This window comes from Bradyrhizobium sp. AZCC 1678 (assembly GCF_036924765.1).
GTDB lineage: Bacteria > Pseudomonadota > Alphaproteobacteria > Rhizobiales > Xanthobacteraceae > Bradyrhizobium > Bradyrhizobium algeriense.
Window position 1 is genome coordinate 2507963 of the sequence record NZ_JAZHSE010000001.1, and the last position, 20530, is coordinate 2528492.

The 20530-nt window shown below is 64.1% G+C and carries 16 protein-coding genes; 10 read left to right on the forward strand and 6 right to left on the reverse strand.

Features of this window, described 5'->3' with window-relative positions; all coding sequences use genetic code 11:
- The first annotated feature begins 6 nt into the window (after positions 1 to 6).
- From ftsZ to ligA, 5 genes are all read left to right on the forward strand, one after another.
- Entirely contained in the window at positions 7 to 1824 is a 1818-nt protein-coding gene (ftsZ, locus tag V1294_RS11965; RefSeq protein ID WP_334497284.1) for a cell division protein FtsZ, read from the forward strand.
- 352 nt (positions 1825 to 2176) lie between these two features.
- The gene (lpxC, locus tag V1294_RS11970; protein ID WP_334497286.1) at positions 2177 to 3136 is read left to right on the forward strand and encodes a UDP-3-O-acyl-N-acetylglucosamine deacetylase; all 960 of its coding nucleotides are present in this window, start codon (positions 2177 to 2179) and stop codon (positions 3134 to 3136) included.
- 338 nt (positions 3137 to 3474) lie between these two features.
- Positions 3475 to 4356, forward strand: coding sequence for an outer membrane protein assembly factor BamD (locus tag V1294_RS11975; RefSeq protein ID WP_334477965.1), 882 nt, complete (start codon positions 3475 to 3477; stop codon positions 4354 to 4356).
- 13 nt (positions 4357 to 4369) lie between these two features.
- Positions 4370 to 6055, forward strand: coding sequence for a DNA repair protein RecN (gene recN, locus V1294_RS11980; RefSeq protein ID WP_334497288.1), 1686 nt, complete (start codon positions 4370 to 4372; stop codon positions 6053 to 6055).
- 6 nt (positions 6056 to 6061) lie between these two features.
- Entirely contained in the window at positions 6062 to 8212 is a 2151-nt protein-coding gene (gene ligA, locus V1294_RS11985) for an NAD-dependent DNA ligase LigA (RefSeq protein ID WP_334497290.1), read from the forward strand.
- A gap of 219 nt (positions 8213 to 8431) precedes the next feature.
- Here the strand turns inward: ligA and V1294_RS11990 are convergent, their stop codons facing one another.
- From V1294_RS11990 to V1294_RS12000, 3 genes are all read right to left on the reverse strand, one after another.
- On the reverse strand, positions 8432 to 9037 hold the full coding sequence (locus V1294_RS11990; protein ID WP_334497292.1) for a WG repeat-containing protein: 606 nt from the start codon (positions 9035 to 9037) through the stop codon (positions 8432 to 8434).
- A 144-nt stretch (positions 9038 to 9181) separates the two neighbouring features.
- Positions 9182 to 10459 (reverse strand): multidrug effflux MFS transporter, encoded by a 1278-nt coding sequence (locus V1294_RS11995; protein ID WP_334477972.1) that lies wholly within the window; start codon positions 10457 to 10459, stop codon positions 9182 to 9184.
- Between the two features lie 362 nt (positions 10460 to 10821).
- Positions 10822 to 12657 (reverse strand): aminopeptidase P family protein, encoded by a 1836-nt coding sequence (locus tag V1294_RS12000; RefSeq protein ID WP_334497294.1) that lies wholly within the window; start codon positions 12655 to 12657, stop codon positions 10822 to 10824.
- A gap of 185 nt (positions 12658 to 12842) precedes the next feature.
- On the opposite strand from V1294_RS12000, the gene V1294_RS12005 reads away from it, so the two are divergent.
- A complete protein-coding gene (locus tag V1294_RS12005) occupies positions 12843 to 13034 on the forward strand; it encodes a hypothetical protein (RefSeq protein WP_334497296.1) in 192 nt (63 codons plus the stop codon).
- A gap of 5 nt (positions 13035 to 13039) precedes the next feature.
- On the opposite strand, the gene V1294_RS12010 is transcribed toward V1294_RS12005, so the two are convergent.
- Positions 13040 to 13930 carry a 50S ribosomal protein L11 methyltransferase gene (locus V1294_RS12010; protein ID WP_334477976.1) on the reverse strand — a complete coding sequence of 297 codons (891 nt, stop codon included), beginning with the start codon at positions 13928 to 13930 and terminating at the stop codon, positions 13040 to 13042.
- Positions 13931 to 14134: 204 nt separating this feature from the next.
- On the opposite strand from V1294_RS12010, the gene V1294_RS12015 reads away from it, so the two are divergent.
- The gene (locus tag V1294_RS12015) at positions 14135 to 14296 is read left to right on the forward strand and encodes a Flp family type IVb pilin (RefSeq protein ID WP_334477978.1); all 162 of its coding nucleotides are present in this window, start codon (positions 14135 to 14137) and stop codon (positions 14294 to 14296) included.
- Positions 14297 to 14624: 328 nt separating this feature from the next.
- On the opposite strand, the gene V1294_RS12020 is transcribed toward V1294_RS12015, so the two are convergent.
- Positions 14625 to 16226 (reverse strand): phytoene desaturase family protein, encoded by a 1602-nt coding sequence (locus V1294_RS12020; protein ID WP_334497298.1) that lies wholly within the window; start codon positions 16224 to 16226, stop codon positions 14625 to 14627.
- Between the two features lie 168 nt (positions 16227 to 16394).
- Between V1294_RS12020 and V1294_RS12025 the strand changes: the two genes are divergently transcribed.
- The 3 genes from V1294_RS12025 (at position 16395) to V1294_RS12035 (ending at position 19630) form a co-directional block, all read left to right on the forward strand.
- Entirely contained in the window at positions 16395 to 18680 is a 2286-nt protein-coding gene (locus tag V1294_RS12025) for a spermidine synthase (protein WP_334497300.1), read from the forward strand.
- Positions 18681 to 18742: 62 nt separating this feature from the next.
- Positions 18743 to 19168 carry a YeeE/YedE family protein gene (locus tag V1294_RS12030; RefSeq protein ID WP_334497302.1) on the forward strand — a complete coding sequence of 142 codons (426 nt, stop codon included), beginning with the start codon at positions 18743 to 18745 and terminating at the stop codon, positions 19166 to 19168.
- 3 nt (positions 19169 to 19171) lie between these two features.
- Complete coding sequence (locus V1294_RS12035; RefSeq protein WP_334497304.1) at positions 19172 to 19630, forward strand: DUF6691 family protein; 459 nt, start codon at positions 19172 to 19174, stop codon at positions 19628 to 19630.
- A 45-nt stretch (positions 19631 to 19675) separates the two neighbouring features.
- Here the strand turns inward: V1294_RS12035 and V1294_RS12040 are convergent, their stop codons facing one another.
- Positions 19676 to 20464, reverse strand: coding sequence for a L,D-transpeptidase (locus V1294_RS12040; RefSeq protein ID WP_334497306.1), 789 nt, complete (start codon positions 20462 to 20464; stop codon positions 19676 to 19678).
- Positions 20465 to 20530: the final 66 nt, after the last annotated feature.

Below are 20530 nucleotides of genomic sequence, written 5' to 3' on the forward strand. Positions count from 1 at the left end.
GCAACCATGGCACTCAATCTGACCCCCCCTGACATCAGCGAGCTGAAACCGCGGATTACCGTCTTCGGCGTCGGTGGAGCAGGCGGCAATGCCGTCAATAACATGATCACTGCCGGGTTGCAGGGCGTCGATTTCGTCGTCGCCAACACCGACGCGCAGGCGCTGACCATGTCGAAGGCGCAGCGCATCGTGCAGATGGGCACACAGGTGACGCAGGGCCTCGGCGCGGGGTCCCAGCCTGATGTCGGCGCGGCGGCCGCGCAGGAGGTCATCGACGAACTTCGCGACCACCTCTCGGGCGCCAACATGGTGTTCGTCACCGCCGGCATGGGCGGCGGCACCGGCACCGGCGCAGCCCCCGTCATCGCCAAGACCGCGCGCGAAATGGGCATCCTCACCGTCGGCGTGGTGACCAAGCCGTTCCACTTCGAAGGCATGCGCCGCATGCGAACCGCCGAGTCCGGCATCGCCGAACTGCACAAGGTGGTCGATACGCTCTTGATCATCCCGAACCAGAACCTGTTCCGGGTCGCCAACGAAAAGACCACCTTCGCCGACGCCTTCGCGATGGCCGATCAGGTGCTCTATTCGGGCGTTGCCTGCATCACCGACCTGATGGTCAAGGAAGGCCTGATCAACCTCGACTTCGCCGACGTGAGGGCGGTGATGAAGGAGATGGGCAAGGCGATGATGGGCACCGGCGAAGCTACCGGCGAGAAGCGCGCGCTGACCGCGGCCGAAGCTGCGATCGCCAACCCGCTGATCGACGACTCATCGATGAAGGGGGCCCGCGGGCTGCTGATCTCGATCACCGGCGGCAAGGACCTCACCCTGTTCGAAGTCGACGAAGCCGCCACCCGGATTCGCGAGGAAGTCGACCAGGACGCCAACATCATCGTCGGCGCCACCTTCGACGAGACGCTCGACGGCATCATCCGCGTCTCCGTCGTCGCCACCGGCATCGAGCAGGCGCAGATCGCGCGCAATGCCGCCGCCGCCCCGGCGGCCGCGACCACTGCCACTGCCGGCGCCACGTCCTCGCCCGACAACCGTCTGGCCGAACTGACCGCTCGCCTGCGCGCCGACAATGCGCGGCTGGCCGAACGCGCCCAGAAGCTCGAGCCGGCGCCCGCGTCGCAGGGCATTGCTCCGGCTCCCGCGCAGGCCTCTGCCGTCGCGTCGGCGCAACGTCAGGCCAACAACGTCGAGCGTGCAGCGCTTGCTGCGATCGCAGCTGCGGTTGATACGCCGCAACAGGCTCCGATCCAGCCGGCTTCCTATGGCGACGTCACGGTCCGCCCGATCGCGCAGAAGCCGACCCTGTTCCCGGATCATAACGAGGCCGCCCGCATCGAGCCCGAGCAGCCTGCGACCCCCGAAACCTTCATCCCGCAGGCGGCCGAACGAGCGCCGGCCCGCTCGCCGCGGATGCCGAAATTCGAGGATCTGCCGATGCCGGCGCAGGCCGAAATCCGGCAGGCCCGCGGTGAGGCCGAGGAGGAGCACCCGCAGAAGTCCAAGCTCTCGCTGTTGCAGCGGCTCGCCAATGTCGGGCTCGGCCGCCGCGACGAAGAGGCCGAGCCGCCGATCGCGGCCCGCGCCTCCGGTCCGGCGATGGCGCCGCTGCCGCCGCTGCCCGATCGCAAGCCGCAGCGGACCGTCGCCCAGCAAATGGCGGCGAATCATGAACCGGTATCGGAGTACGCAAAACGCCCGGCGCCGCAAGGTTTGGACGTCCATGGCCGCCCGGCACCTGTTGCCTCAACGCCACAGGGCGACGATCATCTTGATATCCCGGCCTTCCTCCGACGCCAGGCCAACTAAGCTTTTGTAACAATTAAGGCGACCCAAGGGGCCCCGGCTGACCCAGCCGGGGCCCCTCTCTTTGGCTGGGTGCCGAGGCGCGGTTGACCAGTCAAGCAACTGATTTTAAATGATTAATTATTCATTCCGTGATCAGCTATTGCAGCTGAAACGGCCTTCGGCCGTGCCGGAATTTGGTTAACCCTTGGCGCGATTGCGGCAGAGATAGGGTAACAATCCGTAAAGAAGCGTGAGTTGGCGCGCTTTGGGAAATAGTTATGGTCTGCCGTGACTTGGGGATGCCTAGAACGCGAATCGCCACTTACGCGCGGTTCCCGTCTTTGGGTTAAGTCAGGGTAGTGGGCAGTTATCGATGAAATTCAGCCGGCAAACCACGCTTCGGTCGCAAGCCACCGTAACGGGCGTTGGCGTTCATTCCGGTTTACCTGTCAGCCTGACGCTTGGACCTGCTCCTGTGGATACGGGTTTTATTTTTGTCCGTACCGGCCTTGATGAGGCCGACCGCGAAGTTCCCGCCATCGCCGAATCCGTAACCGCCACCGATCTTGCAACCGTTCTCGGCGACCGCGAAGGCCCGCTGGTTTCCACTGCGGAACATGTCCTCGCTGCCTTGCGCGGCATGGGCGTCGACAACGCCATCATCGAAGTCGATGGTCCCGAAGTTCCGATCATGGACGGCAGCGCGGCGGCCTTCGTCGCCGCCATCGATCAGGCCGGCATTGTCACCCAGTCGGCCTCCCGCCGCTTCATTCAGGTGCTGAAGCCGGTGCAGGTTGCGATCGGCGACAGCTTCGGCGAGTTGAGGCCGCATGCAGGCGGGTTCCGCGTCGAGATCGAGATCGACTTCGCCAATCCCGTGATCGGCCGCCAGAATTTCTCGCTCGATCTCAATCCTGAAAGCTTCCGCCGCGAGGTGTCCCGGGCCCGGACCTTCGGCTTCATGAACGATGTCGCGCGGCTCTGGAGCGCCGGTTTTGCGCGCGGCGCCTCGTTTGAAAATACAGTGGTGCTCGACGACGCCCGTCTGCTCAACACCGAAGGCCTGCGCTTTTCCGATGAATGCGCCCGCCACAAGGCGCTGGACGCGGTTGGCGATCTGACCCTGGCCGGCTTGCCGCTGCTCGGCGCCTATCGCTCGGTGCGTGGTGGCCACAAGCTGAACCACGCCGTACTGACGGCCCTGTTGGCCGATCCCAGCGCCTGGCGGGTGGTCGAGGCCGAACCGGCACGCCGTACCCGCGGCCATGTTGAGGCCGGCGCAGGCATGGTGGGCGGTTTGATCGCCCCGGCCTATGGTCCGGATGTGTCCTGACTTTCGCTTTGCGAAATGTCCTGACTTTCGCTTGTGAAATCCACTGACCTCGGCTTGCGAAAGGCCGGGCTTTTTGTGCCGTACACAGACGCGTTTTCCGTAGTAACCACAATTGGTAACGATGCCCGTTCCGCCGCCTTAATCCGGGCGAATTGGCTGCGTATTCGGTTGGTTGAGGACCATTTTTCGGCTACAGAGGCTCGCGGTTGCACGACAAGCGCTACGGGCCTCTGAGGAATTACGCATTGGGCACGGGAAATATGGCTTCCATGACCGCGGTTCATGGGCAGGCGGGCTCCAGTCATCAACCGCATCAAAGGCGTCAGGTCACAGATTCAATGTCGGCACAGCGTATGACGCTTGAACCACGCAAATCACTACGGTTGCTGCGGCTGGCGGCGGGCCTGATTGCGCTCACCATTCCCTTAAGCGGATGCGGCACCGGCGCGCTCTGGGACAAGTTCACCGCCAAGGACGACACCTTCAACGAGGAACCGGCGGACAAGCTCTACAATGAGGGCTTGTACCTGATGAACCAGCGCAAGGATAACAAGGCGGCCTCGAAGAAATTCGAGGAAGTCGATCGCCAGCATCCCTATTCGGACTGGGCGCGCAAATCGCTGCTGATGTCGGCCTATTCCTTCTACAATTCCGGCGACTACGACAGCTGCATTGGTGCTGCGACCCGTTACGTCACGCTGCATCCCGGCAGCCCGGATGCGGCTTATGCGCAATATCTGATCGCGGCCTCGCATTACGACCAGATCCCGGACATCTCCCGCGACCAGGGCCGCACCGAAAAGGCGATCGCGGCGCTGGAAGAGGTGATTCGCAAATATCCGACCTCGGAATACGCCAACTCCGCCAAGGCCAAGCTCGAAGGCGCGCGCGACCAGCTCGCCGGCAAGGAATTGGATGTCGGCCGCTATTATTTGGATAAGCGCGACTTCACTCCGGCGATCAACCGTTTCAAGACCGTGGTCACGCGCTATCAGACCACCCGCCACGTCGAGGAAGCGCTCTACCGCCTCACCGAGGCCTATATGGCGATCGGCATCGTCGGCGAGGCGCAGACGGCGGCGGCCGTACTTGGGCACAACTTTCCTGACAGCCGGTGGTACAAGGACGCCTATAATCTTGTAAAGTCGGGCGGTCTCGAGCCGAGCGAGAACAAGGGTTCCTATATTTCCAGGGCCTTCAAGAAGATGGGTCTCGGCTAGGAATTTACTTCGCATGCTGGCGCGTCTGTCGATCCGTGACATCGTCCTGATCGAACGGCTCGATATCGAATTCTCCCGTGGCCTCGCGGTGCTGACCGGTGAAACCGGCGCGGGCAAATCCATCCTGCTCGATGCCTTCGCGCTGGCGCTTGGCGGCCGCGGCGATTCGGGCCTGGTCCGCCACGGCGCGGAGCAGGGCCAGGTGACGGCCACTTTCGACGTCCCCAAGGACCATCCGGCGGCAAAGATTCTGTCCGAGAACGGCCTCGACGATGCGAGTTCTGAAGAATCCTGCGAAATGATTCTGCGCCGTGTGCAGCTCGCCGACGGCCGCACCCGCGCCTTCATCAACGACCAGTCGATCAGCGTGCAGACCCTGAAAGCGGTCGGCGCTGTCCTGGTCGAGATCCATGGCCAGCATGACGAGCGCGCGCTGGTTGACGCCTCGACGCACCGGCAGTTGCTCGATGCCTTTGCCGGGCTGGAGAAAGAGGTCGCGGCGCTGGAAACGCTATGGGAGGCGCGGCGCACTGCGAATCAAGCGCTCGACGCGCATCGCGCCAGCATGGAACGCGCCGCGCGCGAGGCGGACTATCTGCGCCACGCCGCCGACGAGCTGAAGACGTTGAAGCCGAAGGAGGGCGAGGAGACCGCGCTCGCCGGACGCCGCACCACCATGATGCAGGGCGAGAAGATCGCAAGCGACCTGCGCGAGGCGCAGGAGGCGGTCGGCGGCCCCCATTCGCCGGTGCCGGCGCTGGCCGCCGCAGTACGCCGTCTCGAACGCCGCGCCGCCAATTCGCCCGCGCTGGTCGAGCCGGCGGTGAAGGCGATCGATATCGCGATCAACGCGCTGGAAGAGGCCGACCAGCATCTCAGCGCAGCCTTGGTCGCGGCCGATTTCGATCCCGCCGAGCTGGAGCGCATCGAGGAGCGGCTGTTTGCGCTTCGTGCCGCCTCGCGCAAATATTCGACGCCGGTCGATGGGCTGGCGGCGCTTGCCGCCAAATTCGTCGCCGACGTGGCACTGATCGATGCCGGCGCGGATCAGTTGAAGAAGCTGGAAGCCGCCGCTGATGAAGCCGACCAGCGCTACGGCGCGGCGGCGACCAAGCTGTCTGCTGCCCGCAATAAGTCCGCCGAGAAGCTCAACAAGGCGGTTAACGCCGAACTCGCGCCGCTGAAACTCGAGCGCGCAAAATTCACGACGCAGGTTGAAACCGACGCGAATTCGCCGGGGCCGCAGGGCATCGACCGGGTCGAGTTCTGGGTGCAGACCAATCCGGGGACCAAACCGGGGCCGCTGATGAAGGTCGCCTCCGGCGGCGAGCTGTCGCGGTTCCTGCTGGCGCTCAAGGTGGTGCTGTCCGACCGCGGCTCGGCGCCCACGCTGGTGTTCGACGAAATCGATACCGGTGTCGGCGGCGCGGTGGCGGACGCGATCGGCGCGCGGCTTTCGCGGCTGGCCGGCCAGGTCCAGGTGATGGCGGTGACGCATGCGCCGCAGGTCGCCGCACGGGCCAGCACGCACCTGCTCATTTCCAAGGATGCGCTCGACAAGGGCAAGCGCGTCGCCACCCGCGTCAACGCGCTCGCCGCCGACCACCGCCGCGAGGAAATCGCCCGCATGCTGGCCGGCGCCGAGATCACGGCGGAAGCGAGGGCGGCGGCGGAGCGGCTGTTGCGCGCGGCGAGCTAGGCTTTCATGGCCAAGACAGCAAAAACAAAAACCCTGACCGACGTTGCCAAGCTCACCAAGGCGCAGGCCAAGGTCGAGCACATGCGGCTCGCGCTGGAGCTCGAAGGGCACGACAAGCGCTATTATCAGGAGGACGCTCCCAGCGTCAGCGACGCCGAATATGACGCCCTGCGGCAGCGCTACAATGCCATCGAGAAGCGGTTTCCCGAATTCGTCACGGCGGAATCGCCGTCGCAGAAGGTCGGCGCGGCGCCGTCGGGGCGTTTCAAAAAAGTTCGCCATGCGGTGCCGATGCTGTCGCTCGACAACGCGTTCGCCGAACAGGACGTGCTCGACTTCGTCGGCCGAATCGAGCGCTTTCTCAAGCTCAGTGACGACAAGATCAACTTCTCCGCCGAGCCGAAGATCGACGGTCTGTCGATGTCGCTGCGCTATGAGGGCGGTGAACTCGTCACCGCCGCCACCCGCGGCGACGGCGCAGAAGGCGAGGATGTCACCGCCAATATCCGCACGCTCGAAGATGTGCCCGAGAGGCTGAAAGGACGCAGCGTCCCGGACGTCTGCGAGGTGCGCGGCGAGGTCTACATGACCAAGAAGGCCTTTCTCGCACTGAACGAACGCCAGAAGGCCGCGGGCGATACCATCTTCGCCAACCCGCGAAATTCCGCCGCGGGCTCGCTGCGCCAGAAGGACCCTTCCATCACCGCGTCGCGGCCGCTCGGCTTCTTCGCCTATTCCTGGGGTCAGATGAGCGCGATGCCGGAGGGCACGCAAACCGGCATGATCCACTGGTTCGAGCGCTGCGGCTTCAAGACCAACCCGCTGACGAAGCTTTGCCACTCCGTCGAGCATCTGATCGCATTCCATCGCAAGATCGAGGAGCAGCGCGCCGAGCTCGATTACGACATCGACGGGGTCGTCTACAAGATCGACCGGATCGACTGGCAGGAGCGGCTCGGCTTCGTCTCGCGCACGCCGCGATGGGCCATTGCGCACAAATTCCCGGCCGAGCGCGCCATGACGGTGCTCAAGGACATCGAAATCCAGGTCGGCCGCACCGGATCGTTCACGCCGGTCGGCAAGCTGGAGCCGGTCGGCGTCGGCGGCGTCATCGTGCAGAACGTCACGCTGCACAATGAGGATTACATCAAGGGCATCGGCAACAAGGGCGAAGTGCTGCGCGAGGGGCGCGACATCAGGCTTGGCGATACCGTCGTGATCCAGCGCGCCGGCGACGTGATTCCGCAGGTCGTCGACGTCGTGATCGACAAGCGGCCGAAGGGCGCGAAGGAGTTTCACTTCCCGAAGAAATGCCCGTGCCCGCTGCACACCGACGTCGTGCGCGAGGAAACGGCAACCGGCGAGGAAGGCTCGCGCGCCCGCTGTACCGGCGAGTTCGCCTGTCCGTTCCAGAAGATCGAGCACTTAAAGCTGTTCGTGTCGCGCCGCGCCTTCGACATCGACGGACTCGGCGAGAAGCAGCTCCAGTACTTCTTCGATCGCGAATGGGTGCGGGAGCCCGCCGATATCTTCACGCTGCCGAAACGTAACGCCAAGCTGAAGCTCGAAGAGATCGAGGGCTATGGCGAAACTTCGGTGCGCAACCTGTTCGCCGCGATCGAGAACCGCCGCCGCATTTCGTTGGAGCGCTTCATCTATGCGCTCGGCATGCGCCATGTCGGCGAGACCACGGCGCTGGCGCTGGCGCGCGGCTACGGCTCGTGGGATGCCTTCCACGATGCCTGCCTCAAGGTCGCCAAGGGTGACGAGGACACCATCGCCGAGATGGATGCGCTCGACCAGATCGGCGACACCGTAATCAAGAGCGTCGCTGCCTATTTCGGCGAAAGCCATAACCGCGGCATCGTCGAGCGGCTGGTCAAGGAGCTCAACGAGATCATCGACGCGGAAAAGCCCAAGAGCAATTCGGCCGTCGCCGGCAAGACCGTGGTGTTCACCGGCTCGCTGGAAAAGATGACGCGCGACGAAGCCAAGGCGACGGCCGAACGGCTGGGCGCCAAGGCAGCGGGTTCAGTCTCGAAGAAGACGGATTACGTCGTTGCGGGACCGGGCGCCGGTTCCAAGCTCGCCGAAGCGAAGAAACACGGCGTTGCCGTGCTGACCGAGGATGAGTGGCTGAAACTGATCGGGGAGTGAGGCGGGCGCCGCATATTCCGTTGTCGTCACCCGCGAAGGCGGGTGACCCAGTATTCCAGAGGCGGAAGTGGCAGATCGAGAAGCCGCGGCGTACTGGATCGCCCGCCTTCGCGGGCGATGACAGCAGACAATGAGGCGCTGACGTCGTGGATTGCTCTCTCAGCATCCCGACTCTTCCTCCTCCGTCTGCTCGATCAATTCCTCACAAGTGTTCAGCCGTCAGTTGAATTCGAGCTGCTGATATTTCTCCCACGATCGGAAGGGCGAGACCACACGTCCCCTGCGGTCGATGCGTCCCCATTGTCCGCCCACGTACCAGCTACGCTCGCCTTCAGTGACAGTGCGGTCATATTCAATAGTGCAAGCCGTGCAGACAACAGCAACTCCATCCCTGAATGGATAGGCTCCGTCATACCTCGCCGGGATCACGAGATTGAGTTTGCGGTCGATGTATCCAATCTTGCCGCCGACCCGCGACCGCGCGAGACCATCCTCGAAATAGTCCGGGCCGTTGTCCATTGATTCAACCGGCACTGGGATGACGCCACGTCGAACGTAGAACCATTGGGCTTTTCGTTTGTCAGTCCCACCGAACAACAAGACCGAAGCCAGCCCATCACGGTCATATCGAAGTCGAGCCAAATAGGATCGCTTCAAGCGCGGCCGCCCGTCGGGGCCGGTTGCCGCACATTGCTTGAACGTGCGCTCCGGCTCCCAGCAATCGAAGACGCCTGGCGCAACCGTGCCTTGATCCATTGCCACGACCGGTTTTGACGAGAGTGTGAGCAGCGCGCTCAGCGCAAGAATCTTGAGAAAATCAGGCATGATGCATGCGTTCGTTCCAACCGTCATTGCGAGCGTAGCGAAGCAGTCCATTGCGGCGTAACAAAGTATGATTGATTTCCCTTGTGCGGCGAGGTGGATTGCTTCGCTTCGCGCGCAATGACGGGGGCGGCAACTTCGCGCATCTCACAACATTCCCGATTCTTCCTCCTCCGCCTTCTTCACCAGCTCCTCGCTGACCACGACACTTCGCCGCGGCACGATGAAGAACATCACCGAGATGCAGGCGATCGACAGCGCGAAGATCGCCGCCGTCAGCGGCAGCGTCGTGGTGGAGTGGCCGCCGAGATAGGCGCCGAATTGCGAGACCAGCGCGCCGATGCCCTGTTGCAGAAAGCCCATCGCTCCGGAGGCGGTGCCGGCGGCCTCGGGACGCGCGCTGATGGCGCCGGCCGCGGCGTTGTTCATCACGAAGGCGTTGGCGACCATCACGATCATCTGGGTGCCGAACAGCCAGAGCGGCGCCTGGTTGATCCCGGCAATGCTCAAGACGAGGTTCAAGAGGGCGCCGCCGAATTGCACCGCGAGTCCGAACCAGATCAGCTTCTCCAGCGAATGCCGCGGCGCGAAACGGACGCAGAACACATTGCCGATCAGATAGGCAAATCCCGTCGTCGCGAACCACGCGCCATATTCGGCCGTGGTTCGGCCCATCTGCGTCACCACAATGTAAGGTCCGCCGCCGGCAAACATGAAAATAATCTGGGAAGCCAGGACCTGGCACAGCACATAGCCGATGAAGGCGCGGTTGCGGATCAGCTTGCCGACGTCGCCGCGGAAGCTGCTGCTCTCGCTGCGTTCGCCGCGCGTCTCGGGCAGCGCCAGCGCGATCAGGACCGCGACGCTGAGCGAAGCCGCCGTGATGAAATAGAAGATGGCGCGCCAGCCGAACGCGGTCTCCAGGAGGCCGCCGACCAGCGCGCTGAGCATCTGCGCCATCATCATGACGGCAATCACGAGGCTGATCATGGAGCTGATGCGGTCGCGGCTGTAGAGGTCGCGGATGATGGCGCGGCTCACCACCATGCCGGTCGCGCCACCCAGCGCCTGCAGGAAACGCGCGGCAATCAGTTGCGGCAGTGTCTGCGCCAGCGAGCAGCCAACGCTCGCCGCCACCATCAGGGCAAGGCCTGCGAGCAGCACCGGGCGGCGTCCGAACTTGTCCGACAGCGGCCCCATGATGAGCTGCGAGCAGGCGATGCCGACCATGTAGAGCGACACCGTCATCTGCGCGACGGAAATGTCACCACCGAACGTCGTCGCCAGCACGGGAAGCGCCGGCACCAGCATATAGAGCGAGATCGGCGCGACGCCGGTCATCGCCACCAGCATCAGCAGCATGATCTTGGAGGTCGCGACGGCGCTCGCCGCCGCGTCGGGCGGCTTGCCCACGACGCCGTGCATTCAGTTCAGATCCTGTTTTGCTTGGATTGGACTTTTAACCAGATGGTTCAGCACGAACAGGGACGTTTTGGCATGCGGCCATGCTGAATTGGGGAGGCGGGTACGAGACTGGGCCGCTGGATTCTACTTTGCATGGGGTTGTTTTCGCGGTTTTTGTGTCCGGCGCCCGCGCCGTATCGCTCTAGCGGTACCGGATCCTCCGCCGTCGCCGGGGCGACTGGTGGAAAGTAGGATGGGTGGAGCCAACGGGTCGCGCGAATGCGCGCCCGATGACAGGCTCCGCGATACCCATCGTCTCACCACGCGCACCGGCATTGATGGGTATCGCTGCGCTCGACCCATCCTACGGCTTTAGTCAACGATTAAAGCGGCAGCATCGCCGCCGTCGCCTCATCGAGCCACAGCTTCGTGGCGTTGTCGTCGAGATGCGGGCGCACCGCGCGATTGACGCGCTCATGGTAATCGTTCAGCCATTTCAGCTCTGTCGGGCTGAGCATGTTCACATCGATCAGGCGGCGGTCGATCGGCGCCAGCGTCAGCGTCTCGAACGCATTCACCGGCTTGTCGGCACCTGGCACGTCGGTGCCGATGACGAGTTCGAGGTTCTCGATCCGGATGCCAAAGGCGTCGGTCTTGTAATAGCCGGGCTCGTTGGAAAGGATCATGCCGCGCTTGAGCGGCGTGGTGCCGAGTTTTGAAATCCGCGCCGGGCCTTCGTGCACCGAAAGATAGCTGCCGACACCATGGCCGGTGCCGTGCTCGAAATCGAGGCCGGCCTGCCACAAAAATTGCCGTGCAAAGGAATCGATCTGCGCGCCGGTGGTGCCGTCGGGAAAGATCGCGCGTGCGATCGCGATGTGTCCGCGCAGCACGCGGGTGAAGCGGTCGCGCATTTCGTCGGTGGGATTGCCGATCGCGATCGTGCGGGTGACGTCGGTGGTGCCGTCTTCATATTGCGCGCCGGAATCGATCAGCAGGAGATCGCCGGGCGAAATCCGCCGGTTGCTCTTGCGGGTGACGCGGTAATGCACGATCGCGCCGTTCGGCCCGGTCCCGGCGATGGTCGGAAACGAAACATCCTTCAGCGCGCAGGTCTGGCGCCGAAAGGTTTCCAGCGCCTCGACGGTGTCGATCTCCGTCAGCGCGCCGGATGGCGCCTCGCGGTCGATCCAGGCGAGGAAGCGTGTCAGCGCCACCGCGTCGCGCTGGTGCGCGGTCCGCGTGCCCTCGATTTCGGTGCTGTTCTTCACCGCCTTCAGCAGGCTCACCGGATCGTTGCCGCTCACCGGTTTTCCGCCGGCGCCCGCGATCAGGCGGCTGAGCGCATCGGCGGCCGTGGCGCTGTCGAGGGCGATCGCGGCGCCGCTGCGCGCGAGTTCGGTCAGATCGGGCACCAGCGCATCGGGATCCCGGACGTCGGCTGATTGTTCGAGATGGTCGCGCGTCAGGTTGGAAAGCTTGCGGTGGTCGATGAAGATGGTGGGGCGGCCGTCCTTCGGCACCAGCGCGTAGGACAAAGGCAGCGGCGTGTGCGAGACGTCGGCGCCGCGGATGTTGAAGGTCCAGGCCACCGCGTGGCTATCAGACAGAACCAGCGCCTCGGCCCCGAGCTTGCTGATCTCAAGCCGGATCCGCCTGAGTTTTTCGGCTTCGATCTCGCCGGAAAACTGCACGCCATGAACGGAAACGGGGCCGAGCGGCGGCGCCGGGCGTTCGGTCCACACCTGGTCCAGCGGGTTGCTGTCGACCGCGATCAGCTCCGCGCCCGCCTTGGTACAGGCAGCGGCCAGACGCTCGGCTGCCGCGGAAGTGTGCAGCCACGGGTCAAAACCGAGGCGGTCGCCGGCCGCAAGGTGCTTGGCCAGCCAATGTTCCGGCGGCGGATCGGCCAGCGGCGCGATATGCCAGGCCTTGCGGTCGACCTGTTTGGCGGCCTGCAGCGTATAGCGGCCGTCGACGAAAACGGCGGCCTCGCGCGTCAGGACGATCGCCATGCCGGCCGAACCGGTGAAGCCGCTCAGCCAGGCCAGCCGCTCTTCGGAGGCTGCGACATACTCGTTTTGCTGCTGATCGGCGCGGGGAATGACGAATCCCGTCAACTTCCGCCGTGCCAGCTCCTCGCGAAAGCGGGCCAGCCGTGCGGTCAGCGCCACGCCGCCTTCGGGTTCTTCGAATGTCTGGAAATGGGCTTCGAACATCGCCTTGTCACTTTAGGGTTCGGTGGAGCGGTCCGCAATGCAGCGCGGCTGGCCACAATTTGGCATAATCCGTGCTTCATTATATCCGTCCGTGTTAGTCGGATGGAACGGTTTTGCGGTGCTGTTCGGCTCAGGATACCGGGAGGCCCGAGGAGTGTTTCAACTCAACGAAGAGGGGATACACCATGCCTGCTTTCACGTTTGAGAAGATTTCGCCGCCGGCCGACCGCGGCCCGGTTCCGCCGGTGGCTAACAAGAAACAGCGCGGCGTCATCGTCCAGATGCTGGACCGGTTCGCGGAAGCGCGGGTCAAACGGACGTTGAAGGCAGAGAAGGGCGTGATCGCCCGCAACCCGCGTCCCAAACCACCCGAGTAGAGTTTTCAATTCACCTTGCGCAGCAAGAGGCTGCTCCAGCCCTCGATGCGAAGGTGCCGCACCGGCACCAGCCCGCGGGCGCGGTAGGCGGCGATGACCGCGGGCGCCTGAGGCGTCAGCAGGCCCGACAGTATGACCAGCGCCGATGGCGCCAGATGTCGCGTCATGGGCGCTGCCAGTTGCCGCAACGGATTGGCAAGAATATTCGCCAGCACCAGGTCGAACGGCGCGGCATCAGCAAATTGCGGCGCCGCGAAGCCGGTGGCGCGGATCGCCTGCACCAGATGCCCTGACACGTTCAGCCGCGCATTTTCGCGGGCGACCTGCACCGAGGGCGGATCGATATCGCTCGCCAGCACCTTGTCATGCAGCGCCTTGGCGGCGGCGATCGCCAGCACGCCGGTGCCAGTGCCGAGATCGAGCACGCGGCGTGGACGCCAGGCTTTCAGGACATGGTCGAGCAGCAGCAGGCAGCCGCGCGTGGTGCCGTGGTGGCCGGTGCCGAACGCCAGCGCCGCCTCGATTTCGATGCCGATCTTGTTGGGTGCGATCCGCTCGCGATCATGCTGGCCGTGGACGATGAAGCGTCCGGCCGGCACGGGAACGAGGTCTTCGAGGCTGGCCTTGACCCAATCCTTGGCCTCGACCGTGTCGAAGGCGATGCCCTCGGCGATATCAGCGCCTGCGGCATTGGCCACGAGTTCGCGCACCAGCGGCTGATCGGGCGGCTCGGCGAAATGCACCGTGACGTCCCATCGGCCATCCGGCCGCTCGAACGCGGCGATCGCGGCCTGGCCCTCAAAAAAAACTTCGGTCAGGGCATCGACGACGCTCTTGGCTGCGTGCTCGTCACCGATGGCAAAGCTGACGCGGTGCGTAGGGGCGATGGAAGTCATTGAAGAACCTGGAGAAAGTGGAGCGAGGCGAACGAGAAGGAAATGACGCTTGATTCAAATTTGAGCAAATTTCATGTCGTACTACTCGTAAAAGCTGCACCATTACCATTAGGACAACCTTAGATTCATCTTCGTAGGTTCCCGGACGGGAACTGCAGAGGCATCCTCAGTTCCAGGAACACAAACCCAGGTCGGAACCAGCCAATGTCGATCATTAGGTCATTTCTTAGGGACGAATCCGGAGCCACCGCCATCGAGTATGGCCTGATTGCAGCCGGGATTGCGATCGCAATCATTACCGCCGTGCAGGGTGTCGGTAGCAAGCTCAGCAGCAACTTCAACGACATCAGCACGTCGCTGAAATAACCGCCCTCAGTGGGGCATTCTGGGGACCAGGCGCGCCAAGCGCCTGGTCCTTTTTTTGGGCGGATTGGTCTGCGCGTAATTTGCACCGGCCATCCACAGGCGAACGGGAGTGTTGCCAACCCGGTTATTCGCGGAAGCACATGGTGTCTTCCACAGCCGCTGCGGCGAGTTTTCGACAACTAGTCCACGGGCTTTTCCCGTCGTTGCCCACCGGCTTTACACACATTGTCCACACCCGGCGCGCGCACGAGTGCCCAATGCGAGCGGGAGGGAGCTGGTTAAGATGACGTGAGCAGCGTCATGCTGGCGTTGCGCCTTTGCTCTCAGCCTATCCAAATAGCGCGCGGTGATCGCCCAGGATTGTCCGCGCGGCGTTGTGGCCGGGGGCGCCGGTGACGCCGCCGCCGGGGTGGGCGCCTGAGCCGCAATGGTAGAGGCCCTTCAGCGGCCCGCGATAGTCGGCATGGCCCAGCATCGGCCGCGCCGAGAACAATTGGTTGAGCGTCAAGGCGCCATGGAAGATGTCGCCGCCGAGCAGGCCGAACTGCCGCTCGAGATCGAGCGGCGACAGCACCTGGCGGCCGATTACGCTTATCCCAAAGCCCGGCGCGAATTTATCCACCGTCGCGATCATGAGGTCGGCGACCTCCTCGCGATGGTCGTCCCACGATTTTCCATCCGGCAATTCCGGCGCGACATGCTGGCAGAACAGGCTCGCGACATGCCGGCCTTCCGGCGCGAGCGAGGAGTCGAGTGTCGAGGGGATCAGCACTTCCACCACGGGCTCGCGGCTCCAGCCGTAGCTGCGCGCATCCTGCCAGGCGCGATCCATGTAGCCTAAGCTCGGCGCGAGGATGATGCCGGCGGTGAGATGGTCGCCGGCGCCCGGCAATGCGGTGAAGGAGGGCAGGGCGCTCAACGCGACGTTCATCCGAAAAGTACCGGAGGCGTTGCGCCAGCGCGAGATCCGTTCGAGGAATTCCGGCGCCAGCGCGCCCGACGGCACGAGCCGCGTATAAAGCAATTTCGGATTGACGCCGGAGACGACGTATTTCGCGCGGATCGTCTCGCCATTGTCGAGGATGACGCCCGCGGCGCGGTCGCCTTCGACGATCACCTCGCGCACGCCGGCCTCGGTTTCGATTTCGGCGCCATGCCCGCGCGCCGCGCGCGCCATCGCTTGCGTGATCGCGCCCATGCCGCCGATCGCGTGGCCCCACACGCCCTTCTTGCCGTTCACCTCGCCAAACGCATGGTGCAGCATGACGTAGGCCGAGCCGGCGGCGTAGGGGCTGGCGTAATTGCCGACGATGGCGTCGAAGCCGAACAGCGCCTTCACCAGGTCGTTCTCGAAACGCTCGTCCAGCATCTCGCCGGCCGAGCGCGTGAACAGGTCGAGCAGATTGCGCTGCTGCTCCAGTGAAAGCTTGCGCAGGATGCCGGCGGTGCCTACCGCATTGAAGGCTTCGCGGATCGCGCCGATCCCAAATCCCTCGACGATGTTCGGCGGCGCGCGCAGCACGAACTGCCGCAGCACGTCGGCGATGGCCTCCAGCTCGCGCGAGAAGGCATCAATAGCGGCCGCATCGTGCTGGCTGAGTTTCTCGACCGATTGCGTTGTGCGGCCCTCGCCGGTCAGGAGATAGCTACCGTCGGGCGCGGGCAGGAAATTTTGCGCACGGCGCTCGACGATGCGCAGGCCGTGATCGGCGAGCTTCAGGTCGGCCATGATCTGCGGGTTGAGCAGGCTGACAGTGTAGGCGGCCACCGAGTTGCGGAAGCCGGGGTGGAATTCCTCGGTCACCGCGGCGCCGCCGACCGCCTTGCGGCGCTCGACCACCTTTACGCGAAGGCCGGCCATCGCGAGATAGGCGGCGCAGGTGAGGCCGTTATGCCCCGCCCCAATGATGACAACGTCGGTCTCGTTCATGCCAGCTTCAGCTTCAAAAAGGTTTGATCGGGATGGGCGCGGCGCGCCCTATCCGTGCTTTCTTATCCCGCATTGCTCGCCGTGTCGCCCTATGCTCCATTGCGGCCCTCCGGCGGCCCTGCCGGGCATCCCGCCACCGGCGCCCGCCGGTTTCCAGCCGGAGTTTTGATGACTTCTCCCGATCTGTTCGTTTCAGCGGACCAGCCTTCCGAAAGCCGGAACCGGCTGGTCCTGGTCGTCTACACCGCCGCGATCTTCGTCAGCGCGCTGCTGCTGTTTTCGGTGCAGCCATTATTCACCAAGATGGTGCTGCCGCGGCTCGGCGGCTCGCCGGCGGTGTGGTCGGTGGCGATGGTGTTCTTCCAGTCGCTGCTTCTCGGCGGCTATGGCTATGCGCATTTTCTGATGCAGGTCCGCAACCGCACGATTCCCGTGGCGGTCCATCTGCTGCTGCTCGCTTGTGCGATGCTGACGCTGCCGCTGTCGATTTCGAGCGGATGGGGCGATCCGCCGACGTCAGGCTATGCGCCTTGGCTGCTCGGCCTGTTTGCGGTGTCGATCGGGTTGCCGTTCTTTGCGCTCGCGGCCAACAATCCGCTGCTGCAGGCCTGGTTCGTCCGCACCGGCCACCCCAACGGCCCCGACCCGTACTTCCTCTACGCTTCCTCGAATATCGGCAGCTTCCTGGCGCTGTTGTCCTATCCGGTGCTGCTGGAGCCGATGTTCACGCTGCGCACGCAAAACCTGATCTGGACCGGCGGCTATGGCCTGCTGATCTTGCTGATCGCAAGCTGTGGCGTGCTGCTGCTGCGCTCGCCGGCGAAGGCGGCAGAGCTGAACATGCCGGCCGACGATGCCAACGCGCCAGCACCGTCATGGATGCTGCGCGCCCGCTGGATATTCCTCGCCGCCGTTCCGTCAGGTCTGCTGATCGCGGTGACCGCGCATATTTCCACCGACGTCGCCGCTGCGCCCTTACTTTGGGTGCTGCCGCTGTCGCTCTATCTCCTGACATGGGTGCTGGTGTTCCAGTCGCGGCCATTGCTCCCTCATAAATGGATGCTGCTGGCGCAACCGCTGGCAATTGCGGGTGTCGTGGTGCTGCTTGCGTTTGGCGGCGAACAGAACCTGCTGCTGACGCTCGGCGGGCATCAGCTGTGCTTCTTCGTCATCGCGATGGCTTGCCACGGCGAACTGGCGCGCACCCGTCCGGCGGCGACGTATCTCACCGGTTTCTATGTCGCGCTGTCGTTCGGCGGCATGGTCGGCGGATTGTTCGCCGGCCTGATCGCGCCGTTCACATTCTCATGGGTCGCGGAATATCCGATCCTGCTGGCGCTGGCTGCGCTGTGCCGTCCGACCGGCAACGAGCGGTTACCGCGCTGGAGCCACTGGTACTGGCCGTTCCTCGCCGCGTTGGCGGTGGCGCTGATCGCACCGACCTGGTCGACCGGCAAACTGTTCACTTGGCTCGACACCAACAGGGTCTGGGTGATCGGCGCGGTCGGCGTGCTCTCGGCGCTACTGGCGCTTGCGCTCAACGCCAACCGCTGGAAGATATTTGCGACCGTCGCTGTGGCGCTGGTGCTGCTGCGCGCCTACCCCTCCGACGAAGGACGGGTGGAGACCGTGCGCAGCTTCTTCGGCGTCCACAAGATCGTGGTGACGCCGAACGGCCAGTATCACGTGCTGATGCACGGCACCACGATTCATGGCGCCGAGAAATTCAAGAACGACGACGGCACGCCGGTCACCGGCCAGCCGGAGCCGATCACCTACTACCACAAGGACGGCGGCATCGGTCAGGCGATCGCCGCGATCCGCGAGCGCAAGGGCGCGCCGCTGCGGGTGGCGGTGATCGGGCTCGGCTCCGGCACGCTTGTGTGTGCTTCGGAGCCCGGCGAGGACTGGAAGTTCTTTGAGATCGACCAATCGATGGTCGATACGGCGCGCGACCCGAAATACTTCACCTACATCGACGTCTGTGAGCCGAATCTCGAACCCGTGATCGGCGATGCGCGGCTGACTTTCGCGCGCGAGCCCGATGGCGTCTACGATCTGATCATCGTCGACGCCTATTCCTCGGATGCGATCCCGATTCATCTGGCGACCGAAGAGGCGATGGAAATCTACAAGTCCAAGCTGGCGCCGCAGGGGGCTGTGGTGATGCATGTCTCCAACCGGCATCTGGAACTGTCGAGCGTCGTCGTCGGCATCGCCGACGCCAACGACTTGAAGAGCTGGGTCTACAGCGAAGATTCCGGCCGCGACAATGAATACATCTTCTCGACCTCGGTCGTGGTCTCGGCGCGCGAAGAGGCCGACGTCGGCAAGCTGGCGTCGTCGGATAAATGGACGCTGACCGAGGCGGAGGATCACCAGCGGGTCTGGACCGACGATTATTCCAACGTGCTGGGCGCGGTATGGCGACGGCTCAGGAATGGCGAGGAATAGACGGGTTGCGGTCAGGCAAGGCGCGCCTATGATTGAGCGCGCCCAACGAATGGAAATCCGTCATGGCTAATTTCACTCCCGTATCGGCCGCGATCGGCGGTGTGCTGATCGGGCTTTCCGCTGTCCTGCTGATGTTGTCGACCGGCCGGATCGCAGGGATCAGCGGCATCTTCAGTGGCCTGTTGAATTTGCGCGGCGAGGACAAGGGCTGGCGCATCGTCTTCGTCGCCGGGCTCATTCTCGCGCCCATCCTCGCCGGCCTGATTGGTTACGGCATGGCGCAGCCGAAATTGCCATCGAGTTGGGCCGTCATTATCGCAGCAGGACTGCTGGTCGGATTCGGCACCCGGCTTGGCGGCGGCTGCACCTCCGGCCACGGCATTTGCGGAGTAGCCCGGCTGTCGCCGCGCTCCATCGCGGCCACCGTCGTCTTCATGGTGACGGCGGTCATTACGGTCGCGGTCACCCACCATGTGTTGGGAGGTTGAGCCATGTGGATCATCGCTCCCCTGTTGTGCGGCCTGATCTTCGGCGCGGGCCTGCTGATTTCAGGCATGGTGCAGCCGACCAAGGTTTTGGGCTTTCTGGATATCTTCGGCGCGTGGGATCCGAGCCTCGCGGTGGTGATGGCCGCGGCGCTCGCGGTATCGGTGCCGGGCTTTATGCTGGCTGATCGCGGTGCGCGGCCCTGGTTTGCCGGAGAGTATTTCCGGCCGGGCAAGTCGGGGATCGATCTGCCGCTGGTGGCGGGCGCCGCACTGTTCGGAATCGGGTGGGGTCTTGTCGGCTTGTGCCCGGGACCGGCGCTGGAAAGCCTTGCGACCCTGTCGCCCGGGATCATCGTCTTTGTCGTCGCAATGGCCGCCGGGATGATTGCGCACGACGCCTGGCAACAGGCGCGGCTGACGGCGCACCGCGACCGCATGCTGGCGAGCGCGACGGACGGTTAGAATCGCGGCCGCGGACAACGCCGCGGCCGCGAAAAATTCGCCCAGCTATTCCTGATAGGTGAACAGCCCGCGCGGCTGATACGACTGCCGCGGCTGATAGTAGTAGCCCTGCGGCGCCGGCGCATAGCCGCGGTTGCCGTAATATTGCTGCTGTTGCTGATAGGCCTCGGTGTCGTAAGCGCGGCGGCCGGGCGCGGGGTAGCGGGCTTCGTTGGAAGAGCCGTCGGCGGGATAGATATAACCATCGTCGGCTCGCGCCTGCGCCTGCGGTGCCACGCGCTGCTGCGGCGGCGTGATCACGACGGGATCGCCGGCGGAGTCGTATTGCTGCTGCTCATATTGCGGCAGTGGCGCGCGGCGAGCGACGGCGGTATTGGCGCGCCGCGGATTGCGCGCCAGCGCCACCTGGGAGGAGCCGGTCAGCGTCACCGTGGTATTGAGCACACCTTCCTGCTTCACCAGATCCCAGAGCTTTGAGGCATTCTCGCGCGACAGTCGCACGCAGCCATGCGAGGCCGGGCTGCCGAGACGGTTGACGGAATCGGTGCCGTGAATGGCGTGGCCGATCTTCGTGAAGAAGATCGAATGCGGCATCGGTGCGTCGTCGAATTCCTTGGAGTAGTGGTCTTCTTCCATCCGGAAGGCGCGGAAGCTGCCGTTCGGCGTCTCATAGGAGGGAATACCTGACGATACCGGCCAGCGGTAGCGTTCGACGCCGTCGACGGCGACGGTCATCTGCTGGTTATCCTTGTCGACGGTGATGGCGACTTTGGCTTGGGCGGCGCCCGAGGCAAACAGCGTCAGCGCGGCGACGGCAATGAGGAAGGAACGCATTTTACCTTTGGCCTCCAGGCCCCTGTACTAAACGCCGGCTCTCCGTCTCCCGGCACCCAATATGCC

What these genes read in the sequence shown, in the direction of transcription:
- V1294_RS12020 (WP_334497298.1), bottom strand. Translation starts at nt 16,226, where the DNA reads ATGAACGAGACCGACGTTGTCATCATTGGGGCGGGGCATAACGGCCTC.
- V1294_RS12010 (WP_334477976.1), bottom strand. Translation starts at nt 13,930, where the DNA reads ATGACTTCCATCGCCCCTACGCACCGCGTCAGCTTTGCCATCGGTGAC.
- V1294_RS12040 (WP_334497306.1), bottom strand. Translation starts at nt 20,464, where the DNA reads ATGCGTTCCTTCCTCATTGCCGTCGCCGCGCTGACGCTGTTTGCCTCG.
- lpxC (WP_334497286.1), top strand. Translation starts at nt 2,177, where the DNA reads ATGAAATTCAGCCGGCAAACCACGCTTCGGTCGCAAGCCACCGTAACG.
- V1294_RS12035 (WP_334497304.1), top strand. Translation starts at nt 19,172, where the DNA reads ATGTGGATCATCGCTCCCCTGTTGTGCGGCCTGATCTTCGGCGCGGGC.
- V1294_RS12000 (WP_334497294.1), bottom strand. Translation starts at nt 12,657, where the DNA reads ATGTTCGAAGCCCATTTCCAGACATTCGAAGAACCCGAAGGCGGCGTG.
- V1294_RS12015 (WP_334477978.1), top strand. Translation starts at nt 14,135, where the DNA reads ATGTCGATCATTAGGTCATTTCTTAGGGACGAATCCGGAGCCACCGCC.
- V1294_RS11975 (WP_334477965.1), top strand. Translation starts at nt 3,475, where the DNA reads ATGTCGGCACAGCGTATGACGCTTGAACCACGCAAATCACTACGGTTG.
- ftsZ (WP_334497284.1), top strand. Translation starts at nt 7, where the DNA reads ATGGCACTCAATCTGACCCCCCCTGACATCAGCGAGCTGAAACCGCGG.
- V1294_RS12030 (WP_334497302.1), top strand. Translation starts at nt 18,743, where the DNA reads ATGGCTAATTTCACTCCCGTATCGGCCGCGATCGGCGGTGTGCTGATC.
- V1294_RS12025 (WP_334497300.1), top strand. Translation starts at nt 16,395, where the DNA reads ATGACTTCTCCCGATCTGTTCGTTTCAGCGGACCAGCCTTCCGAAAGC.
- V1294_RS12005 (WP_334497296.1), top strand. Translation starts at nt 12,843, where the DNA reads ATGCCTGCTTTCACGTTTGAGAAGATTTCGCCGCCGGCCGACCGCGGC.
- V1294_RS11995 (WP_334477972.1), bottom strand. Translation starts at nt 10,459, where the DNA reads ATGCACGGCGTCGTGGGCAAGCCGCCCGACGCGGCGGCGAGCGCCGTC.
- ligA (WP_334497290.1), top strand. Translation starts at nt 6,062, where the DNA reads ATGGCCAAGACAGCAAAAACAAAAACCCTGACCGACGTTGCCAAGCTC.
- V1294_RS11990 (WP_334497292.1), bottom strand. Translation starts at nt 9,037, where the DNA reads ATGCCTGATTTTCTCAAGATTCTTGCGCTGAGCGCGCTGCTCACACTC.
- recN (WP_334497288.1), top strand. Translation starts at nt 4,370, where the DNA reads ATGCTGGCGCGTCTGTCGATCCGTGACATCGTCCTGATCGAACGGCTC.